The following is a 25,257-nucleotide window of genomic DNA, read 5'->3' as shown; positions in this document are numbered from 1 at the left end:
GCGGTTCCTGCCACTACTGGGCCGTCACCTCCATGAAGCCGGAGGCGGTGCGCGCCGACAGGCCCGGACGGTACATGTCCTCCACGCTCGCCGCCGGGTGCACGAAGACGCCGGGCGTTACCGCACGCACGACATAGGCGAGCGTGTAGTCGCGGTCGCCGCCCTGGCCACGGTCGAATGCGGCGATGAAGCGGTCGTCGCGGAACTCGGTGTGCACGGCGTCGGTCTGCCCGAGCCAGCCGAAATTGGCGAGTTCGGCGCTGCCGACAATGCGCGGATTGTCAATCTCGAAGCCTGACGGCAGGAGGTCGTTGACGAGGATGCGCGACGGCCAGTCGTTCAGCTCACGCACCTTGATCACGACCACGTAGCGCTCGTTCTGCTGCGCTTCGCTGATCGAGGCCGGGGTGCCGTCGAGATGGTAATAGCTGCGCTCGATCGAGAAGCCGTCGCCACCGGCGGGCAGCGGCTGCTCGGGTGCGGCGACCACGGTCAGGACCGCGTCAACGGGGTCGCCCCCACGATTGACGATGCCGAACGGGCTCGCCGCGATCTCGTCGCCGGTGAAGCGCTTCGAGAACGGTCCCTCGTGCGCGGCGCCGTTGATGCCGAGGCGGATGTCGTCGCTCGCCCCTTGCAGGGCGCGGGCGGCAAGCAGCAGCCAGGCCTCGTCCTGGGTGCTGGTCCAGCGGGCGCCGTTCTTCACTTCGGAGACATAGCTGACCATGGTCGGGACCAGTTGCGGCTCCGGCCGGGTCTCGGCGGCGAGCGCAAGCATGGCGGCACCGTCGCGCAGCTTGCCGCCATAGTTTCCATAGGCGCCGTAGCCGCCGGGCGTGGTACGCGCCAGCGCGTAGGCCGAGGCGAAGGCCTTTTCGGCCCGCTGGGCGTCGCCATAAAGGCCAAGGCTGGCGGCGAGTTGCGCACGCGCAAGCGGGGTCGAAAACTCCTCGAGCTGGGTGTCGACGTAATAACGCAGATCGCCGGCGGCCGCCTTGCGGTTGCGGGCGAGCACGTAGAGCGCATAGGCGATTTCGTCGCCGCGCGAGCGGATATCGACGTCGTAGGCAAGCGAGTTCTGCAAGTTGCGCAGCGCCTGGTCCATGGCGGGGGCGGGCACCTCATATTGCTGCTCGCGAGCCCGGGTCAGAAAGTCGGTGACATAGGCGTCGAGCCAGAGATCGCCGGAGCCCGGGCCCCACAGGCCGAAGGCGCCCGAGGAGGCCTGGTAGGACAGAACGCGCTCGATCGCGCCCTCCACCCGGCCGCGGATCGACGGATCTTCCTCCAGCCCTGCGGTGCGGGCCAGCTCGCTGACATAAAGCAGAGGCAGAGCACGGCTGGTAGTCTGCTCGGCGCAGCCATACGGGTAGCGGTCGAGCGTCATCAGCATGGCCGGAATGTCGAAGGCGGTCGAACGCGACACGTTGACGGTGACCGAGGCGCCTTCCGGGAGCGATGCGGCGAAGAGCTCGCTGTCGATCCTGAGCGCGCCGCCGTCGGCGGCCAGCGTCACCGTGCGGCGGGTCGTTACCGGCATGACGCCGGGCCGCACGGGCAGTGCCAGCGAGCGCTCGATGGTGAGCCCCGAGGCGTGGGCGAGCCTGACGGAGATTTCGCCATTGCCTGGGCGGTCGGCGGTGAGCGCCACGGAAACGGTCTCGCGGGCGCCGGCCGGAAGGTCGAGTGCGGCAGGCAGGCCGCCGGTGGCGGCGAGAAGCTCGGGGCCGGTTTCGACCGAGACGGTGTATTCGCCGGCCGGACCGTCGGTGTTGGCGATCTCGAGCAGCAGCCGCGACTGGTCGCCTGGCGCCATGAAGCGCGGCATGCTGGCGGTCAGCACCACCGGATCGCGGATGATGACGTCCTGTTCGGCGTGGCCGACGCCCGACCGTGACCAGGCGACCGCCATCACGCGGGCGGTGCCGTTGAATTGCGGGATGTCGAAGGTGACCGAGGCGCGGCCCTGCTCGTCGACGCGGACGATGCCGGAGAAGAAGGCGAGCAGCTTCTCGGTCGGCGCTTTCCCGGAAGGTGCCATGCCGCCGCCGTCGCCGCCGGTGCGCAGCCGGCCGGCGATGCCCGGCGAGCCGTCGATCAGGCGGCCGTAGAGGTCGCGCATTTCCAGGCCGAGCATGCGCTGGCCGAAATACCAGCCGTCAGGATCAGGCGTCTCGTAGCGGGTGAGGTTGAGGATGCCGACATCGACTGCCGCGACCGTCACATAGGCTTCCTCGCCGGCGGCGAGGCCGCCGACGGAGACGGGAATCGTGAGCGGCTGGCGCGGCTCGGTCTTCGCGGGCAGTTCGAGATCGATGGCGAGCTTGCGCGGACCGGGATCGACCGTCAGCCATTTGACGCCGATGGCGCGCATCGGCATGCGGGTCTCGGCCGCCTCGCCGGGCCGGAACAGCGTTGCGGTGAGATAGGTGCCGGCGCCGAAATCCTCGGTGACAGGCACGTCGATCGTCGCGCCCTCGGCCGGCACGGTCGCGGTGACGGCGGAGAGCAGGTTTTCGGCGCCTGCGGTCACCAGCACCTCGCCGGCAAAGCGCGGCGTGATCTTCAGCCGTGCGGTGTCGCCGACGGCGTAGCTTTCCTTGTCGAGGGCGATCTCGAGCGCATCGGGTGTCTCCGTGGAACTCGCCGCGACATACCAGCCGGCGGAGAACTCGATGCTGGTGGCGGGACCGGTCGGGTCCTCGGTGGCGATTTCGAGCCGATAGCGGCCCCAGTCGACCGCGGCCGAAATCTGCGGCTCGGCGGTAGAGGAGGTATCGACCGTGCCCTCGTCGACGAGGCTGGTCGAGATTACCGGCTCGTAGCGCCAGGAATTGCCGTCGCGGTACCACTGATAGTTGCGGTTGATCTTCACCAGCGACCATTCGAGGCCGGCAAGATCGACGCGCTCGCCGTCGGGGTCGACGGCAATGGCGCGAAAATTGGCGATGCTGCCTTCGGGCACCGAATTGCCCTCGAACTCGGCCTTGAGGCCGAGCGCATTCGTCTGCGAGCGAATTCCGAGATCGACCGAACGCTCGACGGCACGGCCGCCCGTCTCGACCATACGCACCGAGATGTCGGAGACAAGCAGTTGCGTGGTGGACGGCAGGCGGGTCACTTCGACCGGGAAGGAGGCCTGGCCGTCGTCACCGGTGCGCGGCAAGTCGGAAAGGTCGATGCGGACGTCCTCGACGTCCTCCTCGTCTTCGAGCCCGAAGACGTAGCCGGGGAACCGTTCCCATTCGCGGGTGCGTGAAATCACCATCTGGCCTTCGAGCGCCAGGCCCGCGGCCGGGGCGCCGTAGAGATAGCGGCCGTCTACGGTCACGGTCGCGGTCTCGCCAAGCGCGATCTCGTCAGGCTCGGCGGCCAGGTCGAACTCGATGCGGTCGGGCACGAAGTCCTCGACCAGGAAAAATTTCTCCGACAGCGCCGGCTTCTTCGGATCGGTGTGGATACGCATCGTCCAGGTGCCGCGCATGGCGGTTTCGGGCAGCGCTAGGTCGACGGCGTGGCCGCCGAGTTCGGCGCCGGTCGAGACCATACGACGATCCTCCACGCCGTCCGGGCGCTGGAAGATGAAGGTGAGTGGCAGGTCGTCGACAGCGTCGGCGGCCGGATTGCGCACAAGGGCGGCGGCGTGCACGGTCTCGCCGGCGCGGTAGATGCCGCGCTCGGTCCAGGAATAGACGTCGAGCGCGCCGGGCGAGGGCCGGCCCTCGACGCCGCGGTCGGAAAGGTCGAAGCCGGCGCGGGTCATGTCGAGGAAGACGAAATCGTCGCCTTCGCCGCGCGCCATCAAGACGGCGGGCGCCATGGCGTTGTCACCGCGGGTCAGGCCGGCATCGAAGCGGGCGCGGCCGTCGGCGCCGGTGGTGGCGGTGCCGAGGATTTCATTGTTGCGGGCGACCAGGTCGAGTGTGAGCCCGCCTATCGGCGCCGCGCTGTCGAGGGAGCGGGCGAAGACGTTGAGCCCGTCCTCGCCGGCGAAGGTGGCGAGCCCGATATCAGAGACGACAAACCACTGCGTGGCACGGGTTTCCCAGCTGTCGCGGCGGTCGTTCTCGGGCACGGCGGTCATCACGTAGATGCCGGGCTTGCGGTCGGGCACCGCCTCGTCGACCGGGAAGGAGGTAACGACCTCCTTGTTGCGTTCCGGCGCGATCTCCAGCATGCCTTCGAAGACCGGTTCGCCAAGGTCGTCGGCAATGCGGTCCATCTCGTAGGAATCGAGCTGGCGCAGGAACTGCGATTCGGACAGCAACCGCGACAGAGAGCGTTCGCCGACGCGGTAAAGCGCGATCTTCGCTGCCTCGGTGTTGACCGATACGACCGGGATGCCGCGGCGCACGCTTTCAGGCAGTACGAAATTGTCGCCGGTGAAGCGGATCGAGGGCGAGCGGTCGCGGACATAGATATCGAGCGCCACGGGTTCGCCGATCACCTCGCCGATGGCGGCCGGCAGGCCCTGGCGGATGACGATGCGGTAGCGGCCGCCGTGCTCGAGGCCGGCCACGCAGAGCTCGCGCTCGCCCTTGTCGACGGCAACGTTCTGCAGATTGTCGACGCTCACGAACTGCCCATAGTCGACGCCGCTCTTGACCAGATCTTCGGAGAACTGGACGCAGACGCGCGGCGTGGCACTGTCGGAATCGACGCTGTGCTCGGTGACGCGGAAGCCCTTGCGCCGTTTCAGGTCGGCGTAGAGCGCCTGGATCTCGGGCGAGGAAACGAGCGCCAGGCTCTCCTCATAGGCCGTGATCGCGGGACGGAACAGGTTGCGCTTCTCAAGCCCGGCGGCGAGCTGGTTGAGCGCGTTGGCGCGGTCGCTGGCCGTGCGCGACAGGAGGTAGCCGTTGACCGCTGCACCGGTCGCGGTGCGCTGGAAATAATAGGAGCTTTCGCCGGAGTTCGGCACGACCGCATTGGCGGCGGCGGCAAGGCCGGTCCAGATCGCGGTGTCGTCGGGCAGGATGGCGAGCGCGTTCTGGTAGTTGAGCATGGCGGCGCGCGGGTCGTTGCCGGCCATGGCGTTTTCGGCGGCCGAGACGAGGGAGACGAGGCCCGCGCCGCCGGCATTGGCCTTCGAAAGCGTTTCGCCGCGGAAACGGCGGGCGTCGTCGGTGACGTAGGGCGGTACGAAGGCGAGTTCCTTCGGCGCGCCGAGATCGCGCTCGCCGGTTGCTGCCACGACCTTGCCGGCCACGGCGCCTGGGAACGGGTTCAACTGGTTGAAGTCGGACTTCAGGAAGCACCATTCGGCGCTCGAATTGTAGGTGAAGGCGCGGCAGGAGGGGTCGCCCAGGCACTGGGCCTTGCACTGGTCGAGCGACACGTCGCGCTCAGTGCGCAGGTCGAAGCCGTAATAGTCGGAATCGGGCATGGTCTCGATCCGGCGGGTATCCTGGCCGAAGGCCGGGGCCAACATGACGAGGAGAAAAAGGACGAAAAGAGAATGGCCACGAGCCGCGCGCGTCGACATGATTTCCTCCGGATGCCTGCTCTTGCCCCGCCCACATTGGCCAAGCTTTGCGGAGGCTTGTCAACGCGGATCACGTAACGGCAAGCAAGACCGGCGATTGCGCCTAAAATGCGGAGAGGCGGCGTTCGACCTTGTCGAGAAAGGCTGTGCGGGCGCGTTCAGGCGTCGTGTCCATCTCGTATTTGGCCAGCCACAGCGTGCGGCAGTCGCGGGCACAAAGCGCCCTGATGCCGCGCAGCAGTGTCTTGCGCCCGGGCTGGCCAACGAGGAACGACCACCAGCGCGGCGCGCCGCAGGTGGTGATGACAGCGAGCTTGCGGATATGGCGCATCAGCGGCTCAATGCGGCCGCCTTCTGCCTTGAGCGTAAAGGCGACATCCTTGGCCCAGACGCGGTCGAACCACCCCTTCAGCATGGCCGGTGGCCCGTACCACCAGGTTGGATAGATGAGCACGATGGCCTCGGCCCAGCGCAGCGCCTCGAAATGCGGGACGAGCTTGTCGTCGACCGGCTCGTGAAGATTGTAGGTGCGGCGTTCGCCGTCCGACATGACCGGCTCGAAGCCCTCGGCGTAGAGATCGATCAGGCGTGGCTCGTGGCCGGCGGTGGCGAGTGCCGCCATCGCCCGGTCGCGGATGGCAGCGCAAAAGCTTTCCGGCGTCGGATGGCAATGGACGACAAGCACGCGCATGACGCCTTCCTACGAGCGAGTGGCCGGGCTTGCCAAGCCCGGTGAGTTTTGCCGGTTCGCGGAGCCCGCGACCGGGGCCGAAAGGCGCAGTAGTTGTTTTTCGACGCGGCCCCGGTGCATCCTTTGTGCGTATCCGCTAAAAACCTTCAGCACAATTTTAACCACTGTTGCTATTTTGGAGGAATGCTGGGCCCGGTCGCGGAATGTGTTGGAGTACCGCACGGCAGGCGCGCTTATCGCGGCCTCGCTTCCGTGTCCGCGCTCGTCTTGTGCCTCGCGCTGGCGCCCGCGCCGGCAATGGCGCTGGAGATTTTCGGCATCACACTGTTCGAATCGGAGGAAGACGAGGCCCCGGTCGTCGACCCGCTGGCCTATTCGGTGACCTTCGATACCAGCGACGCGAGCGACGACCTCTCAGCGAGCCTGCGCGCCGCCTCGACGCTGCTTGCCGACGAGGAACGGCCGGTGTCCGGTTCGCTTGGCCTGATTTCCAAGGCGCGCACCGAGCGCGAATTGCTGGTCGCGACGCTTTATGAAAATGCGCGTTACGACGGCACGGTGGAGATCGCCATCGCCGGCCGGCCGATCGACGACATTCCGCCCGATGCGGAGTTTTCCGGCGAACCAGTCCCGGTGAGCGTCACGATCAGGCCGGGACAGGTGTTCCGGCTCGGCGACATCGACGTGCGTGGCGACACTGGCGGCATCGCGCCGGCGCGTTTCGAACTGATGCCGGGCGGTCCCGCCGGCTCCACCGTGATTCTCGCCGCCGAACGCGGAATGGTGCGGGAACTGCGCAACCAGGGGCACCCGCTGGCGCGGATCGCGGACCGGGAGATCGTCGCCGACCACAATACGGGGCTGCTCGACGTCACGCTGGTGCTGGAGGCCGGGCCGGTCGCGCCGTTCGGGCGCACCAGTGTCGAGGGTACCGAGAAGGTCGACCGCGACTTCACCGCCTATATGGCCGGCATCGAGCCCGGCTCGACCTATTCGCCGCAGGAACTCGAAGATGCGCGCGAGCGGCTCCTTGCGCTGGAAGTTTTCGACAGCGTCGCGGTCAGTGAGGGCGAGGCGCTCGACGCCGACGGCACGCTGCCGGTCGACGTCGTCGTTTCGGAACGAAAGCACCGTTACCTCGGCATCGGCGCCACCTTCTCCAACACCGAGGGTGCGGGTGTGGAGGGCTACTGGGGGCACCGCAACCTGTTCGGAAAGGCTGAGAAGCTGCGCGTGGAAGGTTCGATCAGCCGTATCGGCGACACCAGCCGCTTCGGCCAGCTCGACTACAATGCAGCACTGCTGTTCGAAAAGCCGGGTGTGCTGGGCCCGCCGTCGCGTTTCACCGCCAATCTGAAGGCGGCGTTCGAACATCCCGACGCCTTCGACCGCAATTCGGTCAAGGGCGGCGTCGGCCTGGCCTATGAGCTCTCCAAGACCCAGAGCGTTTCGGGTGAACTGGCGCTCGACTATTCCAAGATACAGGATTCCTTCGGCACCAACCGCCACCTGATCGGCAGCGTGCCGCTGCAATATGTCTTCGACAACCGCGACAACCGGCTCGATCCGAAATCCGGCTTCCGGCTGATGGCCTATGTCGAGCCGGCGCACGACTTCCTGAACTCGACCTCGTTCGTGAAGGTGAAGGGCGAGGCGTCGGCCTATCGCGCGCTCGACGAGGCCAAGCGCTTCGTCGCCGCGGGGCGGGTGGCGGCCGGCGCCATCTATGGTGCGACGCTGGCGCAGGTTCCGGCCGATCGCCGCTTCTATTCGGGCGGCGGCGGGTCGGTGCGCGGCTACGGCTACCAGGACATCGGCCCGGTCGATGCCACGGGCATGCCGACCGGCGGGCTCTCCTTCTTCGAGGTCTCGGCTGAAATGCGCATCCAGATCACCGACAGTTTCGGCATCGTGCCGTTCATCGACGGCGGCACCGTGTCGGCAACCTCGACGCCCGACTTTTCCACGATGCGCTTCGGCGCGGGCCTCGGCGTGCGCTACCTGACGCCGTTCGGGCCGCTGAGGGTCGATGTCGGCGTGCCGCTCGACCGGCGCCCCGGCGATCCCGATTTCGGCATCTATGCGGGGATCGGTCAGTCGTTCTGATTGGCGCTGCCGGCGCGGCCTGACCCGTATCACCATGTTTTCGGCGGAAAATCCCCTATAGTTCGGGAGGAAACCGATTCCGCCGAAAGGAACCTCTTGCTCCGCAGGCTCACGCGAATCCTTCTGGTCAGTATCCTTCTCGTCCTGGCGTTCGTCGCCGGGATGGTGGCGATCTTTACCCAGACGGACGCCGGCAAGGCCAAGCTCGCGGCGTTCGCCTCGGCTCTGGCATCCTCGGCCGACAGCAAGGTGCGCATCAGCGGACTGTCCGGCATTCTGTCCGGCAAGCTCAGGATCGCGTCGGTCGTGGTCGAGGATCGCGAGGGCCCCTGGCTCTCGGCCGCCGGCGTCGAACTCGACTGGGCGCCTCTGGCGCTGGCCGGCTTCGACTTCCACGCCGAAAGGCTTGCGGCACAACGCATCGAGGTCTCGCGTGCGCCATTCGCGGGTGAAGAAGAGGCCGGGGCGAACGAGCCGCTGTCGCTTCCGGTATCGCTCCGGGTCGACCGGCTGGACTTGCCGGACATCGTCATAGGCGCCGCGCTCGCCGGCGAGGCGGTGCGGCTCAAGGCGAGCGGCTCGGCGAGTGCCGACGACCAGCCGCTGCGGTTCAAGACCGACCTCGACGCCGAGCGTACAGACGGCCGAAAGACCGTGGTCAACGCGAAGGTCGACTTTGCGCCGGGCGAAAACCGGCTCGATCTCGACGTGGCCGCCTCCGAGCCCGAGGGCGGCTTCATTGCCACGCTGCTGAAACTGCCGGGTGCGCCGGCGGTCGAAATCACGCTTGCCGGCAGTGGACCGCTGGCCGACTGGCAAGGGCAGGGCGCGATGAAGATCGACGGCCGCGCGGCGACCAGCATCGCGGCGCGACACCGCGAGACGGAAGCCGGCCGTCATATCGCGGCGAATGGCGAAGGCGACTTCCGGCGCTTTTTGCCCGAAGGGCTGATGCCGCTCGCCGAAGGCACGATGATCTTCGATTTCGCCGCAACGCTGGGCGACGATGGTGCCGTCGCGATCGAGCATGCGGTCCTGCAATCCGACGCCGTCAGCGCCGAGGCGTCCGGCCGGGTTGACCCCGAAGGGGAGAGCGACCTCGACGTCGTGGTGAAGGCTGTCGACGACCCGGTTATGCTGACCTTCGGCGCCGGGGCCGATCCGGTGATTGTGGCGATCAGGAGCGCGCGTGCCGCGATCACCGGCTCAGGCGCGGCGCCGGCCGTCGACGGCACGATCGACCTGTCGTCGGCGCAAGGGGCAGGCTTCGGCGTCGCCGACATCAAGGCGCGGCTGGCCTCGCCCGGCTTCGACCTGAGGCGGTGGACGGGACCGGTTTCGTTCGAACTTGCGGCGGGCGGTGTCGGTACCGTCAACACGGCCCTGGCGCCGCTGGTGGCCGGGCCACTGGAGATGAGCGGTGAGGCGCGGCTCGAGACCGAACGCGTGTCGATCGAAAAGCTCGAGGTCAAGAACCGGCAGGTCGGCCTGGCCGGGACCGGCGGGCTGGCGCCCGAAACCGGGGCGGCCGACGCGACGATTTCGGCGCAGATCGTGGTCGCGGCGCTGCCGGAGGCGGCGCGGCGCTATCTCGGCGAGCGGCTGAAGGTCTCGGGCCGGTTCGAGCGCGGTGCCGACGGAGCGCTCTCGGCATCCAACCTCGAACTGAACTCCGATCCGCTGACAGCCAGGGGCAACGTCAGCCTTGCCGAAGGCCAGGTGGAGGCGGCGCTGGCGGGTGCCTACGGTGCGGTGGCGCGGCTTTCGGACCAGGCGCAAGGTGCGATCGACTTCCAGCTTGCGGCGACTGGCGACATCACGCGGCCCGAGGTGGAACTGCGGGTGGCGAGCGAACGCATCGAAAGCGCCGGCCGCGCCATCACCGATCTGGTGCTGGAGGCGAAGGGTACCGCCGATCCGGCCAAACCGGTCGCCGATGTCAATCTTTCCGGCGCCATCGAGGGCGAGACAATCGATGGGCGCGCGCGGCTTCGGTCGGCCGAAGGCGGCGGCAGCAGGGTCGAGGAACTGCTGGTGTCGGTCGGTGAAAACCGCATCTCCGGGACGCTGGATCTCGACGCGGCTTTCGTGCCGGTCGGAGATCTGGAACTGGCGCTGCCCGACATCACGCCGCTGGCGGCGATGGCACTGGAGGAAGCGGCCGGGAATGTGTCGGGTACGATCAGCTTCCGCAAGGATGGCGCGGTGCCGACCGTCGACCTGGTGGCGCGCACGGACAGGTTGTCGCGCGGCGACCTGACGGTTGAGAAAGCCAGCGTCCGAATGGGGGTGAGGGACTATCTGGCCCAGCCGACGATTGCCGGGCGCGTCGAGGCCGAGGCCGTGCGGACGGGAGGCACGGAGATCGCCAAGATCGGCGTCGACCTGAGCCGCGACGGCGAGTGGACCGGTTTTTCCGGCAGCGCGACCGTCACGGGCATTCCCGCCGCGGCGGCCGGCCGCGTCAGGATCGCGGACGGCGAAACGACGGTCGAGCTTGCTTCGGCGAAAGGCGCCTTCCGCGGAATCCAGGCGGCGCTTGCCAGCGCGACGACGGTCAGGGTGCGCGACGGCACCGCGTATCTCGACCGGATGGCGCTCGGCGTCGAGGGTGGCACGGCGGAGGTCACCGGCAGCGCTGGTGAAGCGCTCGACCTTACCGTGAAACTCGCGAGCCTGCCTGCGTCGCTGGCGAATTCCTTCGCGCCGGGCCTTGCCGCCGCGGGTTCGGTTTCGGGAACAGTGAAAATCGCGGGTGCGGCCGCCGATCCGCGCATCACCTATGATGTCGACTGGCGCGGCGCGGCGACAAGCCAGACCCGGGAGGCCGGCTTCGGCGCCCTGTCGCTCGCCTCGACCGGCAGCTTCGAGAAGGGCCGGCTGCGCTTCGACGCCCGCGCCGGAGACGGCGGAGGGCTTGGCCTCAATGGCGGGGGAACAGTCAATACGGTGGGCGGGGTCTCGCTCGACACGCGGTTTGCCGGCAAGGTGCCGTTCTCGTTCCTGACCCAGCGGCTCGCAGCACAAGGGCTGGCGCTCGACGGTGGCGCCAATGTCGAGGTCGCGGTTTCTGGTGCAGCGGCGTCACCCGTCCTTTCGGGGTCGGTCAAGACCTCCGGGGCACGGCTGGTCGATGCGCGCTCCGGCATCGCGGTCCGGGATATCGCCGCCGACATAGGATTGGCGCGGGGCGTCGCGACCATCCGCTCAATGACCGGCGAACTGTCAACGGGCGGCCGGCTGAGCGTCGGAGGAACAGTGGCGGTCGATCCGGCGCGCGGTTTCCCCGCCGACCTTACCGCGCGGGTCTCCGACGGGCGCTACACCGATGGGCGCGTGGTGACGGCCAATTTCGGCGGCAACCTGAAGGTCACCGGGTCGCTCACCAACGTGCCGGAGCTTTCCGGCCAGGTCGACCTCGGCAAGACGATCATCACCGTTCCGGACAAGCTGCCGGCCTCGATCGCGACGCTCGACGTCAAGCATCGCAACGCCACCGGCGCCGTCGAGGCGCAGGCCAAGGCGCTGCGGCCGGCCGAGGCGAGCGGCGGCGGCAGCGGGCTGACGCTCGACGTGGTGGTCGACGCACCGCGGCAGATTTTCATCCAGGGCCGTGGCATCGATGCCGAATTCGGCGGCCGCATCAGGCTGACCGGCCCGGTGTCCTCGCCGCGCGCGATCGGCAATTTCACCATGCGCCGGGGCCGGCTTTCGATCCTCGGCCAGCGGCTCGATTTCACGCGTGGCACGCTCGACTTCGCCGGCTCGATGGTCCCGCGCCTCGACTTCGCCGCCGATACGCAGGCGGACGACGTGACGGCGACGATCGGGGTGGTGGGCGAGGCCAACAATCCGCGCTTCGAGTTCTCCTCGTCGCCCAGCCTGCCGGAGGACGAGGTGCTGGCGCGGCTGGTTTTCGGGCGCTCGCTGTCGAACCTTTCGCCGCTGCAGATTGCCCAGCTTGCCGCCGCCGCGGCCCAACTCGCCGGCGTCGGCGGCTCGACCTCGCTGCTCGACAAGTTGCGCAACCAGATCGGCGTCGACGACATCGACATCAAGACGGACGCGGAGACGGGCAGAGCGTCGGTGGCTGTCGGCAAGTATCTCAACGACCGCACCTATGTCGGCATCGAGAAGGGCGAAGGCGCCGGCACCGGCAAGGCACGCATCGACCTCAATATCGGGCGCGGCGTGAAGCTGCGCGGCGAGGCAAGCGACAGCGGCGAGGCCAAGGGCGGCATCTTCTTCGAGCGCGAATACTGATCCCTTCATGGAGAGTTGCCCGTATCCTGCAACTTGGCCGGCTATCCTCCTGACAGTTCCCGACAATCGTCGGGAGTCTCCCCCGCCGCGCCAACCGGGCTGGCTCCTGCGCGTCGGAGATGTCGCGCCGCAGCATCGCGGGGATTTGTTGCGCAAGCCGCCACGTCGGGGCGCCCGGCTTGCAGAAATTCGAAGCGCTCATGACTTTTCTGCGCCAAACTTGTCGCAATTGCAGCATCTTGGCGGACGGCAAAGTTGCACATTTCCGGCGGGACACCTTCCGGCAACCCCGTTTTGACAAAGGGGGCCGGATGCGAAATGCTAACAGGCGAAAAGCCAAAAATGGGAGAGTGCAATGACGTTCTACAAGAGCAATGGCGACCGCGTACCCGAGAAGGTTGCCCAGCTCGCCGAAAGTGCGAAAGCGGGCGAGATGGACCGTCGCGAGTTCCTGGCGGTCGCCAGCGCGATGGGCGCTTCGACGGCGATGGCCTATGGCTTGCTCGGCCTTGCGGCGCCGACTCCGGCGATGGCGCAGGAGCCCAAGAAGGGTGGCGTGCTGAAGGTCGCCATGCTGGTCAAGGAGCAGAAGGACCCGCGCACCTGGGACTGGTCGGAAATGGCCAACGCCGCGCGCCAGACGCTGGAGCCGCTGGTGAAGTACACCCGCGAGTTCACCTTCGAGCCGCGCCTGCTGGAAGGCTGGGAAGTCAATGACGACGCGACCGAATACGTCCTGAAAGTGCGCCAAGGCGTGACCTGGAACAATGGCGACACGCTGACGGCCGACGACATCATCTTCAACATCACACGCTGGTGCGACGGCAATGCCGAGGGCAATTCCATGGCCGCGCGCATGGCGTCGCTCCAGGATCCGGACACGAAGAAGGCGCGCGACGGCGCGATCGAGAAGGTCGACGACTACACGATCAAGCTCAACCTCAACAAGTCGGACATCTCGATCATTCCGGGCATGGCCGACTATCCGGGCCTGATCGTGCATCCCAGCTATGAGGAGACCGGCAGCGACTGGGTCGCCAACCCGATCGGCACCGGCGCATTCGAGCTGGTCTCCTACGAGGTCGGCAACCGCGTCGTGCTGAAGCGGCGCGAGAACGGCTCGTGGTGGGGCGGCGAAGCTCATCTCGACGGTATCGAGTTCATCGACTACGGCACCGATCCCTCGGCGATGGTCTCGGCCTTCGAATCCGGCGAGGTCCACACCAATTTCGAGACCACGGCCGACTATGTCGACATCATGGACGGCATCGGCATGGTGAAGTCGGAAGTCGTGACGGCGGCCACGATCGTTGCGCGCACCAATGTCAACAACGCACCCTACACAGACCAGAAGGTGCGCAACGCGCTGCAGCTCGCGGTCGACAACAATATCGTGCTGGCGCTCGGCTATGGCAATGCCGGCGACCCGGCCGAGAACCACCATGTCTGCCCGATCCATCCCGAGTATGCCGAACTGCCGGCGATCAGCCGGGACGTCGAGAAGGCCAAGGCGCTCATGGAAGAGGCCGGCCAGATGGACTACGAGCATGAGCTCATCACGGTCGACGAGGACTGGCACAAGAACACCGGCGACACCATCGCCGCCCAGCTCCGCGATGCCGGCTTCAAGGTCAAGCGCACGGTGCTGCCGGGCTCGACCTTCTGGAACGACTGGACCAAGTATCCGTACTCGATGACCAACTGGAACATGCGCCCGCTGGGCATCCAGGTCATCGCGCTTGCCTACCGTTCGGGCGAGGCGTGGAACGAGGCCGGCTATTCCAACCCGGAGCTTGACGAGAAGATCAATGCGGCCCTTTCGATCCCGGACGCCGACAAGCGCCGCGAGGTGATGAAGGAGATCGAGGAGATCATCCAGAGCTCGGGCATCATCATCCAGCCTTACTGGCGCAAGATCTACAATCACTCGGCGCCGGAAGTGAAGAATCACGGCATGCATCAGACCTTCGAGATCGATCTCGAAAACGTCTGGCTCGACGCCTGATTGCGACAGAAGGAAGGGGCCTGCAGGCCCCTTCCTTGCTTTTCATGAACAAGAATAAGACCCCGGCCGAGGGGAAGGGGGCAACGTGCTGACGTTCATACTTCGCCGTCTCGGCGTCATGGCACTGACCATGCTGTGCCTGACGCTGGTCGTGTTCTTTCTGGTCAATCTCGAACCGAACCTGAAAAAGCTGGCCATCAGTCAGCTGGACATGCGTTCCACCCAGGAAGATCTCGAGAAGTGGCTGCAGAGGAACGGCTACCGGCAGAACTTCTTCGTGCGCTACGGGCAGTGGCTCGGCGTCATGCAGAAGCAGCCGAATGTCGATCCCGAGACGGGCGAGGCCGTGCCGCGGTTCTCCTACTGCGATGAACCTGCCCGGGCCTATTACGGCGGTATCCTGCAGGGTGACTTCGGCTGCTCGACCAAGTTCAAGGTGCCGGTCTCGGAAAAGCTGTTCCCGGCGCTGGGCGCCACCGGCATCCTCATGTTCTGGGTGATGGTGGTGATGGTGCCGGTCTCGCTGCTGATCGGCGTGCTTGCCGGCATGCGCGAGGGGACGCGGACCGACCGAAGTCTGTCGGTCGCGTCCATCACCACGACGGCGACGCCGGAATATGTCTCGGGCGTCATCTTCACGGTGGTGTTCGCCTCATGGCTCGGCTGGCTCAACGGCTCCGCGGCGACGGCAACCAGCCAGGGCGTCAGCTTCTACAATTTCACGCTGCCAGTGATGACGATGGCGATCTACGGCATCGGCTACATCGCGCGGATGACGCGGGCCTCGATGGTCGAGGTCATGACCCAGCAATATATCCGGACTGCGCGGCTCAAGGGGCTGGCCTTCAACGCCGTCGTCGTGAAGCACGCGCTCAGGAATGCGCTGATCGCGCCGTTCACCGTCATCATGCTGCAGTTTCCGTGGCTCCTGACCGGGGTGGTCATCGTCGAGGTGATGTTCCGCTACCAGGGTTTCGGTTTCACGCTGGTCGAGGCGGCGGGCAACAACGATATCGATCTGTTGCTCGGGTGCTCGCTGGTGTCGGTGTTCGTCGTGCTTTCCACGCAGCTGATCTCGGATATCGGCTACGCATTTCTCAACCCGCGCATCCGCGTGCAATAGGAGGGGCGGATGCAACTTGAATATGTCGGTGCGTTCCGCATCATTCTCGGGGTGATCGCGCAGTTCTGGCCGGTGTGGCTGGCGATCGCGGTCATCCTCGGTCTGAGTTTCGCCTACAAGAAGCGGCTCGGCCTCTACGGCCAGCTGTTCGACAATGGCGTCGGCATCGCCGGCGTGTCGATCTGCCTGTTCTGGCTGTTCACGGCGATCTTCGCCGATACGGTGGCGCCGTTCGCGCCGCTCGACCAGCTCTTCGTCATGAAGAACGCGTTTCCGGGCGCGATCGAGCCGGAAAGCGGCAAGATCTTCCTGTTCGGCGGTGACCGGCTGGCGCGCGACGTCTTCTCGCGCATGGTCTATGGCAGCCAGATCGTGCTGATCATCGCGCCGGCGGCGACGCTGTTCGCGCTGATGGTAGGCACGACGCTGGGACTGCCCGCGGGATATTATGGCGGCCGGGTGGACACGATCCTGTCGTTCCTCGCCAATCTGGTGCTGGCCTTCCCCGTGATCCTGCTGTTCTACCTGCTGGTCACGCCGGGCATCATGGACACCCCGATCCCCTATGCGATGGCGGGTGTGTTCTTCCTGTTCCCGATCATCTTCTTCTGCACGCTGTTCTACACGCGCTTCAAGAGCCGGCCGCAATTGCTGGTCGTGCAGTTGGTGCTGACCGTGCTGATCGGCGGCTGGGTCTATCTCGGGCTCGTCTTCGATGCCGATCCGTTCGGCATCATCTCGATCGAGCCGAACGAGCTCAACATCTTCGTGGCGGTGGTGTTTGCCTCCTCGCCCGGCGTGTTCCGCATCGTGCGGGGGCTGGTGATGGACATCAAGACGCGCGACTATGTGGCCGCGGCCCAGACCCGGGGCGAGAACCCGTGGTACATCATGCTGTGGGAAGTGCTGCCGAACGCGCGCGGGCCGCTGATCGTCGATATCTGCCTGAGGATCGGCTACACCACCATCCTGCTCGGCACGCTCGGCTATTTCGGCCTCGGCCTGGCTCCCGAAAGCCCCGACTGGGGCACCGGCATCAAGGAATCGAGCCGACTTTTGCGCGCCTTCGTGCACCCCGCGCTGCCGCCGGTCTTCGCACTGATGTCTTTCGTGCTCGGCCTGAACCTGCTCGCCGACGCGCTCAGGGAGGAATCCTTGAAGGACTGACGCGGAGCGCCACCCTATTCGCAGCCGCCCCGCGATCCCGGGGCGGACGACCGACCGATCACTGAGAGCGACGCAATGAACGAAGCCATCAGCATCACGCGAAGCCAGAACCAGGCGGCGGAGCCGATCCTCGAAATCGAGAACCTGTCGATCTCGTTCTTCACCCGAAAGGGCGAGATTCCGGCGGTGATGGATTTCTCCTGCACGGTGATGCCAGGCGAGGCGATGGGCATCGTCGGGGAATCCGGCTGCGGCAAGTCGACCGTGTCGCTCGGCATTATGCGCGACCTTTCCAATGTCGGGCAGATCGTCGGCGGGCGCATCAAGTTCAAGGGCCGCGACATGGGCGACATGTCGGAGGAGGAACTGCGCCACATCCGCGGCAACGAGATCGCCATGATCTATCAGGAGCCGATGGCGAGCCTGAACCCGGCGATGAAGGTCGGCCAGCAGCTGATGGAAGTGCCGCTGCTGCATGACAAGGTGTCCAAGGAGGAGGCCTATAACCGCGCGCTGGAGATGGTGCGCGCGGTGCGTCTGCCCGACCCGGAACGCATGATGCGCTCCTACCCTCACCAGCTTTCAGGCGGCCAGCAGCAGCGTATCGTGATCGCGATGGCTCTGCTTTCCAAGCCGGCGCTGCTTTTGCTCGACGAGCCGACCACCGCGCTCGACGTCACCGTCGAGGCCGGCATTGTCGAACTGGTCAAGGGGCTCGGCAAGGAGTTCGGCACGTCGATGATCTTCGTGTCGCACAATCTCGGCCTGATCCTGGAGACCTGCGACCGCATCACGGTGATGTATTCGGGCGAGGCGGTGGAGACCGGCAATATCGACGACGTCTTCAACCATATGCGCCACCCCTACACGCAAGGCCTGTTCCGTTCGATCCCGCTGCCCGGCGCCGACAAGAACTCGCGGCCGCTGATCGCGATCCCTGGCCAATTGCCGTTGCCGCAGGAACGCCCTGTGGGCTGCAACTTCGCGCCGCGCTGCCACCATTTCGTGGAAGGCGTCTGCAACGCGGCCGAGATCCCGATGATCGAGGTCAAGGGCCACGACCGGCACATGAGCCGCTGCGTGCGCTTCAATGAACTCGACTGGGACGCGTTGCCGGAAGGTGCGGTGGTGGAGAACGAGCCGGCCAAGCCCGGCGCGCCGGCGCTGATTATCGACAATCTGAAGAAATATTACCACGTTGCCGCCAACGCGATCTTCGGCGGGGCCGAGACACGCACGGTCAAGGCCAACGAGACGATCAGCTTCGAGGCGCGCGAATCCGAGACGGTGGCGATCGTCGGCGAATCCGGTTGCGGCAAGTCCACGCTGGCCAAGGTGCTTCTGGGCCTGGAGACGGCGACGGACGGCACCGTGACGCTCGGCAACAAGGAAATCCAGTCGACGCCGATCGAGGAACGCGACGTCGACACCATTTCCTCGATCCAGATGGTGTTCCAGAACCCGTTCGACACGCTCAACCCGAGCCACTCGGTCGGTTCGCAGATCATCCGCACGCTGGAGAAGTTCAATGTCGGCAAGACCCAGGCCGACCGACAGAAGCGGATGCTGGAGCTGCTCGACCTGGTGAAGCTGCCGCGCGCCTTCGCGGTCCGCATGCCACGCCAGCTCTCCGGCGGCCAGAAGCAGCGCATCGGCGTGGCGCGTGCGTTCGCTGGCAACGCCAAGGTGGTGGTGGCCGACGAGCCGGTTTCGGCCCTCGACGTGTCGGTGCAGGCGGCGGTCACCGAACTGCTGATGGACATCCAGCGCAAGAACAAGACGACGATGCTGTTCATCAGCCACGATCTGTCGGTGGTGCGCTATCTCGCCGACCGGGTGGTGGTGATGTATCTCGGCTACATCGTCGAGCAGGGCACGACCGACCAGATCTTCGCGCCGCCCTATCACCCCTATACCGAGGCGCTGCTTTCGGCGATCCCGATTGCCGACACCAGCGTGGTCAAGGAGCACATCGTGCTGGAAGGCGACATTCCTTCGGCGCTCAACCCGCCGACGGGCTGTCCGTTCCAGACGCGCTGCCGCTGGAAGTCGCGGGTGCCCGGCAACAAATGCGAGACCGAGGTGCCGCCGCTCAAGGAACTCGGCAACGGTCACAAGAGCCTGTGCTGGCTCGACGACGATATTCTCGGCGAGATGGGGCCGGTGATCAGCTTCGAGGTCGGCGCCGGCAAGGTTGAGGAATCCAAGCGCAAGCAGGCAGCAGCCAGGGCTGCGAAGGGCAAGGCCGCGACCAAGGGCAAGGCCGCTGCCGGCCAGACGGCGAAGGGCGAAATTCCGCAAGCGCGCAAGGCCGCGGCAACGAAGACCGGCAAGGGCCGCGCGACCCGCAAGGCTTCGGCCGTGCCCGGCGAGTCCGCGCCGGCGAAGCTCATGACCGAGGCGGGGTCGGGCCGTCAGGCGGTAAGCGCGACGACCAAGCCGGCGACGGCGAAACGGCCGCGCACGGCGAAGCCGGCGACCGCCGACGGTGACCTCGGACGCCGCAAGGTGACGTCCCAAGGCCCGAAGAAGGTAACACGTGCCGAACTGGCGGAGACAGGCCCGGCTCCGAAGGCAGCGAGGAAGGCGCCGTCGGCAGCCGCGCGCAAGAAAAGTTCGGTGGCCGGCAAGGCGACGCCCGATCCGGACAGGAACCGGCCCGCCGGCATCAAGAAGCCCGCCAAGCCCGACGATCTCAAGCTGATCTCCGGCGTCGGGCCCAAGATCGAAGGCATTCTTCACGGGCTCGGCATCTACACCTACGGTCAGGTCGCGTCGTGGAAGAAGGCCGAGCGCGAATGGGTCGACGGTCATCTCAAATTCCATGGCCGCATCGAGCGCGAGGACTGGGTGAAGCAGGCCAAGGCGCTCGCCAAGGGCGGCGTCGACGAATACGTCAAGGTGTTCGGCAAGAAACCGCGCTAGCCGCACGACTCGGGAAGAGCCGGCCTCCCTCGGTGCCGGCGGCTAGAATGCCGCCGCCTGCGCGGAGACCTCGTCGAGGAAGGCGCGCGCGAGGCGGGAAAGACCGACCTTGCTGGCATAGACGGCATAGAGCGAAATTTCGGGCAATTGCCAGCCAGGCAGGACCTCGACAAGACGCCCCTTTTCCAGTTCGCCCTCGTGCATGTGCTTCTCCGTCCCAGCTATTTCATGCAGAACATGTTGCTGGCCGGCGCGCAGATCGCCGGCGAAGGTGTGTTCTCCGTTGCGTTCGGAGATGGTCGTGTCGGCATGATCGATGCGCGCGACATAGCGCTATGCGCCGCAAAGTGCGCGACAAGCGATGCCTGGGATGGCCGGGCGCTCGAACTGACCGGTCCGGAATCGATCGGCTTTCAGCATGTCGCACGGCTGCTTTCCGAGCAGATGGGCAGGCCGATACGCTATGAGCCGATCACGCCTCAGGCCGCGTTCGACTTCGTCGAGAGATCGGGGTGGGGCTCATGGATGGCGGCGCTGACTCGGGACTATGGCGCTGCCTATGCCGCCGGCTGGGGAGACTTCGTGACCGACCATGTGGCGATGGTGACCGGCCAGGCGCCGCGCCGTTTCAGGGACTTCGCCGCGGAGGTGTTCCTGCCGGCGCTTCGCGAAGGCGGACATCTGCCTAATCGGCGACCGGTGAAGTTTGGTCGCCATAAACTTGATTAGAATAGTCAAGTAAATACCAAGCGTTAGGAGGGTTTCTCAAAATTTGACCGATTGATAAAAAAAGAAAACGTGCTAGCCTTCGGCCAAGGAAAGAATGGGGAACCGACCGATGCCAGAAGGCCAGTTCAAGGACGGGATCGCCGCCGGACGGCTGTCGCCGTCGCAATATGCCGACAACTTTTCCGACCTGCATCCGCCGCTCGACCGCCACGAGGCGACGGTGGAGGCCGACCGCTGCTATTTCTGCTATGACGCGCCGTGCATGCAGGCCTGTCCGACGTCGATCGACATTCCGATGTTCATCCGCCAGATCGCAACCGGCAATCCGATCGGTTCGGCCAAGACCATCTTCGACCAGAACATTCTCGGCGGCATGTGCGCGCGTGTGTGCCCGACCGAGACGCTGTGCGAGGAGGTGTGCGTGCGCGAGGTGGCGGAAGGCAAGCCGGTGCAGATCGGGAGGCTGCAGCGCTATGCCACCGACACCGCGATGGCACAGCAAAAGCAGTTTTACGAGCGGGCGAAACCGACCGGAAAAAAAATTGCCGTGGTCGGTGCCGGGCCGGCTGGCCTCGCCTGTGCGCACCGCCTCGCCATGCATGGCCATGACGTCACCATTCTGGAGGCGCGGCCGCGGCCGGGCGGGCTCAACGAATACGGCATCGCCGCCTACAAGACCGTCGACGGCTTCGCCCAGGCTGAGGTCGATTACCTGCTGGCGATCGGCGGCATCACGGTCGAGAACGGCAAGGCGCTTGGCCGCGATTTCGCGCTCGCCGATCTGACCGGCGAATATGATGCGGTGTTCCTCGCCATGGGACTGGCCGGGGTCAACGCGCTCCACGCCGAAGGCGAGGACGGGCCCGGGGTGGCCAACGCCGTCGACTTCATTGCCGGGGTCAGGCAGGCGGACGACCTCGGACGTCTGCCCGTCGGCCGGCGCGTGGTGGTGATCGGCGGCGGCATGACGGCGATCGACGCCGCCATCCAGTCCAAGCTGCTGGGTGCGGAGGAGGTGACCATCTGCTACCGGCGCGGCAAGGACAACATGAACGCGTCCGAGTTCGAGCAGGATCTGGCGTCCTCCAACGGCGTGACCATCCGCCACTGGCTGCAGCCGAAGCGCGTCGTCTCGGTCAACGGCACCACGGTCGGCGTCGAACTCGAATATACGCGCATGCAGGGCGGCTCGCTGGTCGGCACCGGCGAGACGATGACGATCGCTGCCGACCAGGTGTTCAAGGCGATCGGCCAGAGCTTCGACGTCGGACCGCTGAATGGCAGCGGCAATGCGATCGCGCTCGAGAAAGGCCGCATCAAGGTCGACGAGGAAGGGCGGACGTCGCTGGCCAAGGTCTGGGCCGGCGGCGACTGCATTTATGGCGGCGACGACCTGACCGTCTCGGCGGTGGCGCAAGGGCGTGACGCGGCCGAAAGCATCAACCGGACGCTGATGGGGTAGGGACGTGGTCGGTTCCCACTTCCATCGCCATATCGACAGCCTGTTCGCGCGGCTTAAGCGCTGAGCCCAAGGGAGACGTACCCATGGCAGACATCCGCAACAATTTCGTCGGCATCAAGTCGCCCAATCCGTTCTGGCTCGCCTCGGCGCCGCCGACCGACAAGGAGTACAACGTCGTGCGCGCCTTCCGCGCCGGCTGGGGCGGGGTGGTGTGGAAGACGCTTGGCGAGGACCCGCACATCGTCAACGTCAACGGTCCGCGTTACGGTGCGATCTGGAGTGGCGACCGGCGCCTGCTGGGCCTCAACAACATCGAACTCATCACCGACCGGCCGCTGCAGACCAATCTGCGCGAGATCAAGAAGGTCAAGAAGGAGTGGCCGGACCGGGCGATGATCGTGTCGCTGATGGTGCCGTGCGAGGAAGAGAACTGGAAGTCGATCCTGAAGCTGGTCGAGGAGACCGAGGCCGACGGCATCGAGCTCAATTTCGGTTGCCCGCACGGCATGTCGGAGCGCGGCATGGGCTCGGCAGTGGGCCAGGTGCCGGAATATATCGAGATGGTGGTGCGCTGGTGCAAGCAGAACACGCGCATGCCGGTGATCACCAAGCTGACACCGAACATCACCGACATCCGCCGCCCGGCGCGCGCCGCCAAGGCCGGCGGCACCGACGCAGTGTCGCTGATCAACACCATCAATTCGATCACCAGCGTCAATCTCGACACCTTCTCGCCGGAGCCCTCGATCGACGGCAAGGGCTCGCATGGCGGCTATTGCGGCCCGGCAGTAAAGCCGATCGCGCTCAACATGGTCGCCGAGATCGCTCGTGACGCCGAGACGGCGGGGCTGCCGATCTCCGGCATCGGCGGCATCACCACCTGGCGCGACGCGGCCGAATTCCTGGCGCTGGGCGCGGGCAATGTGCAGGTCTGCACGGCTGCGATGACCTACGGCTTCAAGGTCGTCGAGGAGATGATCGAGGGACTGAAGAACTGGATGGATGCCAAGGGCCACGCAACCCTCGACGATGTCGTCGGGCGCGCCGCGCCGAACGTCACCGACTGGCAGTATCTCAATCTCAACTATGTCAGCAAGGCACGCATCGACCAGGACAAGTGCATCCAGTGCGGTCGCTGTCACATCGCCTGCGAGGACACCTCGCACCAGGCGATCACGGCGATCGTCGACGGCAAACGCCGCTTCGAGGTGATCGAGGAGGAATGCGTGGGCTGCAATCTTTGCGTCAATGTCTGCCCGGTCGAGGGTTGCATCGACATGGTGGCGCTGGAGGCCGGCGCGATCGACAAGCGGACCGGGGCCAAGGTCGAGCCGACCTACGCCAACTGGACCACGCATCCCAACAATCCGATGGCCAAGGTGGCGGCGGAGTAGCCACCCGCCGCGCCGGATGGAATCCGTGGGCGCCTCAGGCGGGCATCTTCTTTGGCGCGCCTGAGGCCATGTCCGTTCCGATATAGGGAAGCTGTTCTTCCTTCCAGGCGCCGAAGCCACCTTCCATGTGCGCCATCTTCTCCATCCCGGCGGCCAGGCATTTCTGGCCCACTTTTCGGGATCGCGCTCCCGAGCCGCAATGAAGCACGATCCGCTTCCCTTGCTGAAGGGGCAGGTGTTCAGGCCTGAAATCGGCCATCGGGAAAAGGAGGGCGCCCTCGATATGTTCCAGCAGATACTCCTGCGGGGTCCGCACATCGATCAGCACGATTTCACCGTTGCCCAGGGCCTCGTGCACCTGTTTGGGCGACCAGTTTTCCGGTTCTTTTGACATCGTGGGTTCCTTCTCTCAAAACCGATTGGCCGGAATGCGGAAATAGTGGTTTCCGTCTGCCTCCGCAGGCGGGAGGCGACCGCCGCGCAAATTGACCTGGAGCGCAAACAGCATCCGGTCGGGCAGACCGAGGCTGGCGTCGCGCTCCTCCCGCAGGCGCACGAACTCCTCTTCCGACACGCCGCCGCCCACATGCTTGTTGTGCTCGCGATGCGTCGCCACCGTCGCTTCCCATGCGGGTTCGTCACGCTCTTCGGTGCCGTAATCGTGCCCGACAAACAGCCGCGTCTCGTCCGGCAGGTCCAGGAGCTTCTGCAACGTCCCGTAAAGCGTCCGCGCCGACCCGCCGGGGAAATCCGTGCGGGCGGTGCCGAAATCCACATGCATGAAGGTGTCGTGAACGAACGCGGCATCGTCCCCGACCAGGTAGGTGATCGAAGCCAGGGTGTGGCCGGGTGAAAAGAGCACGCTTACGGGCAGACTGCCGACCTGGAACGTTTCTCCGCCTTTCAGCAGCCGGTCGAAGTCGCGCTCGGGATCAAATGCGGTTGGTGTGTTGTAGAGCTCTCTCCACAGTTCAGCCACGTCCCCGACTTTCTCGCCAATCGCGGTCTGGGCGCCGGTTCTCTCTTTCAGCCAGTGCGAAGCCATCAGGTGATCGGCATGGGGGTGGGTGTCCAGAATCCAGGCAACCTCCAACCCGTCGCGTTCGACAAAGCGCAGAACCTCTTCGGCGGCTTTGGTATCGGTCGTGGCGGAAGCCGGATCGAACCCCAAAACAATGTCGATCAAGGCGCATTGTTTCGTGTTCTCGTCGATGGCGACATACTGGACGCTGCCGGTAGGCTCCTCGTAGAAAGCGACCACTCTCGGGCTCGTCGGACCTGATGAAGGACTTTCACGCGTCAGCATGTTTGCTAGGACTCCATCGTTGAGGATGTAGGATGAGTTCCTAACGACGGTTCCCACGAAGGGTTCCATGCTTGCGCGCGTGGATCTCAGCGGGGCGAAGCGGAATTTTCTAGGGTCGGTATTCTAGTCGTCCAGTCGAAACCGCTGATGGCAGCCTTTGCACGTTGCTGCCACGGCGCGAAACGGAACGTCGATGTCGGCCGCCGCCGTTGCGGTGCCGGCGGCGACGCCAAGGCGGCTCGCCTTGCTTTCAAGTTCGGAGGCAAGCTCCGAGAAACGGTCCCAATCGCTCCATATCTCCGGGCGCGCCTCGCTCGGTGGATGGTCGGATCCTTCGGGAAACTGCTTGTCGAGTCGCCGCGCCTTGAACGCCACCTGTTCGGCCGCGCTGGCGACCGCCTGCGCGTCAAAACCGCGCTCGCCGCCGATCATGCCCGCGATCACTTTCATGCGGCCGGCCATATCCTTCATCGCTTCCATGCGCTCCTTGACAACGCCGGAGGCGCCCTGATGGGCAATGGCGGCGCCGGCGAGGGCAATCAGGCCCGCAAGGGCAAGAGCAGCCTTTCGAGTGGGTGTCAAATCCAGGTCCTTCCCGTCT

Annotated in this window: 15 protein-coding genes and 1 pseudogene; 10 read left to right on the top strand and 6 right to left on the bottom strand. The window is 65.8% G+C overall.

All coding sequences use genetic code 11. The features are described from left to right. Positions 1-13 precede the first annotated feature (13 nt). Positions 14-5,485: an alpha-2-macroglobulin family protein gene (locus FQ775_RS10685; protein WP_146298061.1), complete on the bottom strand. Its 5,472-nt coding sequence runs from the start codon at positions 5,483-5,485 to the stop codon at positions 14-16. Between the two features lie 103 nt (positions 5,486-5,588). Continuing rightward, positions 5,589-6,176, bottom strand: a complete 588-nt coding sequence (locus FQ775_RS10680; RefSeq protein ID WP_146298060.1) for an NAD(P)H-dependent oxidoreductase — start codon at positions 6,174-6,176, stop codon at positions 5,589-5,591. A gap of 252 nt (positions 6,177-6,428) precedes the next feature. Between FQ775_RS10680 and FQ775_RS10675 the strand changes: the two genes are divergently transcribed. From FQ775_RS10675 to FQ775_RS24225, 7 genes and pseudogenes are all read left to right on the top strand, one after another. Further along, positions 6,429-8,282 (top strand): autotransporter assembly complex protein TamA, encoded by a 1,854-nt coding sequence (locus FQ775_RS10675; protein WP_349291507.1) that lies wholly within the window; start codon positions 6,429-6,431, stop codon positions 8,280-8,282. 96 nt (positions 8,283-8,378) lie between these two features. Continuing rightward, a complete protein-coding gene (locus FQ775_RS10670) occupies positions 8,379-12,545 on the top strand; it encodes a translocation/assembly module TamB domain-containing protein (protein ID WP_246730323.1) in 4,167 nt (1,388 codons plus the stop codon). A 355-nt stretch (positions 12,546-12,900) separates the two neighbouring features. Beyond that, positions 12,901-14,550, top strand: coding sequence for an ABC transporter substrate-binding protein (locus FQ775_RS10665; RefSeq protein ID WP_146298058.1), 1,650 nt, complete (start codon positions 12,901-12,903; stop codon positions 14,548-14,550). Positions 14,551-14,635: 85 nt separating this feature from the next. Further along, positions 14,636-15,673: an ABC transporter permease gene (locus FQ775_RS10660; protein WP_146298057.1), complete on the top strand. Its 1,038-nt coding sequence runs from the start codon at positions 14,636-14,638 to the stop codon at positions 15,671-15,673. 9 nt (positions 15,674-15,682) lie between these two features. Further along, positions 15,683-16,840, top strand: a complete 1,158-nt coding sequence (locus tag FQ775_RS10655; RefSeq protein ID WP_146298056.1) for an ABC transporter permease — start codon at positions 15,683-15,685, stop codon at positions 16,838-16,840. A gap of 75 nt (positions 16,841-16,915) precedes the next feature. Beyond that, a pseudogene (locus FQ775_RS10650) lies at positions 16,916-19,018 on the top strand (dipeptide ABC transporter ATP-binding protein); the annotation flags it as partial. Then, on the top strand, positions 18,995-19,765 hold the full coding sequence (locus FQ775_RS24225) for a helix-hairpin-helix domain-containing protein (protein ID WP_489886386.1): 771 nt from the start codon (positions 18,995-18,997) through the stop codon (positions 19,763-19,765). The pseudogene FQ775_RS10650 and the gene FQ775_RS24225, both read left to right, overlap by 24 nt. 42 nt (positions 19,766-19,807) lie before the next feature. On the opposite strand, the gene FQ775_RS10645 is transcribed toward FQ775_RS24225, so the two are convergent. Beyond that, the gene (locus FQ775_RS10645; RefSeq protein WP_146298054.1) at positions 19,808-19,969 is read right to left on the bottom strand and encodes a type 2 periplasmic-binding domain-containing protein; all 162 of its coding nucleotides are present in this window, start codon (positions 19,967-19,969) and stop codon (positions 19,808-19,810) included. Positions 19,970-19,993: 24 nt separating this feature from the next. On the opposite strand from FQ775_RS10645, the gene FQ775_RS10640 reads away from it, so the two are divergent. The 3 genes from FQ775_RS10640 (at position 19,994) to preA (ending at position 23,350) form a co-directional block, all read left to right on the top strand. After that, a complete protein-coding gene (locus tag FQ775_RS10640; protein ID WP_146298053.1) occupies positions 19,994-20,494 on the top strand; it encodes a Rossmann-fold NAD(P)-binding domain-containing protein in 501 nt (166 codons plus the stop codon). Between the two features lie 109 nt (positions 20,495-20,603). After that, positions 20,604-21,956, top strand: coding sequence for an NAD(P)-dependent oxidoreductase (locus FQ775_RS10635; protein ID WP_146298052.1), 1,353 nt, complete (start codon positions 20,604-20,606; stop codon positions 21,954-21,956). 83 nt (positions 21,957-22,039) lie between these two features. Then, positions 22,040-23,350, top strand: coding sequence for an NAD-dependent dihydropyrimidine dehydrogenase subunit PreA (gene preA, locus FQ775_RS10630; protein ID WP_146298051.1), 1,311 nt, complete (start codon positions 22,040-22,042; stop codon positions 23,348-23,350). Between the two features lie 34 nt (positions 23,351-23,384). Here preA and FQ775_RS10625 read toward each other — a convergent pair whose 3' ends face one another. From FQ775_RS10625 to FQ775_RS10615, 3 genes are all read right to left on the bottom strand, one after another. Next, on the bottom strand, positions 23,385-23,744 hold the full coding sequence (locus tag FQ775_RS10625) for a rhodanese-like domain-containing protein (protein ID WP_146298050.1): 360 nt from the start codon (positions 23,742-23,744) through the stop codon (positions 23,385-23,387). A 15-nt stretch (positions 23,745-23,759) separates the two neighbouring features. After that, positions 23,760-24,611 carry an MBL fold metallo-hydrolase gene (locus FQ775_RS10620; protein ID WP_349291506.1) on the bottom strand — a complete coding sequence of 284 codons (852 nt, stop codon included), beginning with the start codon at positions 24,609-24,611 and terminating at the stop codon, positions 23,760-23,762. A 168-nt stretch (positions 24,612-24,779) separates the two neighbouring features. After that, a complete protein-coding gene (locus tag FQ775_RS10615) occupies positions 24,780-25,238 on the bottom strand; it encodes a c-type cytochrome (protein ID WP_146298048.1) in 459 nt (152 codons plus the stop codon). Between the last annotated feature and the right edge of the window lie 19 nt (positions 25,239-25,257).

This window comes from Nitratireductor mangrovi (assembly GCF_007922615.2).
Lineage (GTDB): Bacteria > Pseudomonadota > Alphaproteobacteria > Rhizobiales > Rhizobiaceae > Mangrovimarina > Mangrovimarina mangrovi.
Note: the sequence above shows the minus strand (reverse complement) of the source record. Positions and strands in the feature narration are given on the sequence as shown.

Coding starts and splice junctions, on each gene's coding strand:
- FQ775_RS10640 (WP_146298053.1), top strand. CDS start 19,994: ATGCAGAACATGTTGCTGGCCGGCGCGCAGATCGCCGGCGAAGGTGTG.
- FQ775_RS10680 (WP_146298060.1), bottom strand. CDS start 6,176: ATGCGCGTGCTTGTCGTCCATTGCCATCCGACGCCGGAAAGCTTTTGC.
- FQ775_RS10685 (WP_146298061.1), bottom strand. CDS start 5,485: ATGTCGACGCGCGCGGCTCGTGGCCATTCTCTTTTCGTCCTTTTTCTC.
- FQ775_RS24225 (WP_489886386.1), top strand. CDS start 18,995: ATGGGGCCGGTGATCAGCTTCGAGGTCGGCGCCGGCAAGGTTGAGGAA.
- FQ775_RS10665 (WP_146298058.1), top strand. CDS start 12,901: ATGACGTTCTACAAGAGCAATGGCGACCGCGTACCCGAGAAGGTTGCC.
- FQ775_RS10645 (WP_146298054.1), bottom strand. CDS start 19,969: ATGCACGAGGGCGAACTGGAAAAGGGGCGTCTTGTCGAGGTCCTGCCT.
- FQ775_RS10655 (WP_146298056.1), top strand. CDS start 15,683: ATGCAACTTGAATATGTCGGTGCGTTCCGCATCATTCTCGGGGTGATC.
- preA (WP_146298051.1), top strand. CDS start 22,040: ATGGCAGACATCCGCAACAATTTCGTCGGCATCAAGTCGCCCAATCCG.
- FQ775_RS10635 (WP_146298052.1), top strand. CDS start 20,604: ATGCCAGAAGGCCAGTTCAAGGACGGGATCGCCGCCGGACGGCTGTCG.
- FQ775_RS10625 (WP_146298050.1), bottom strand. CDS start 23,744: ATGTCAAAAGAACCGGAAAACTGGTCGCCCAAACAGGTGCACGAGGCC.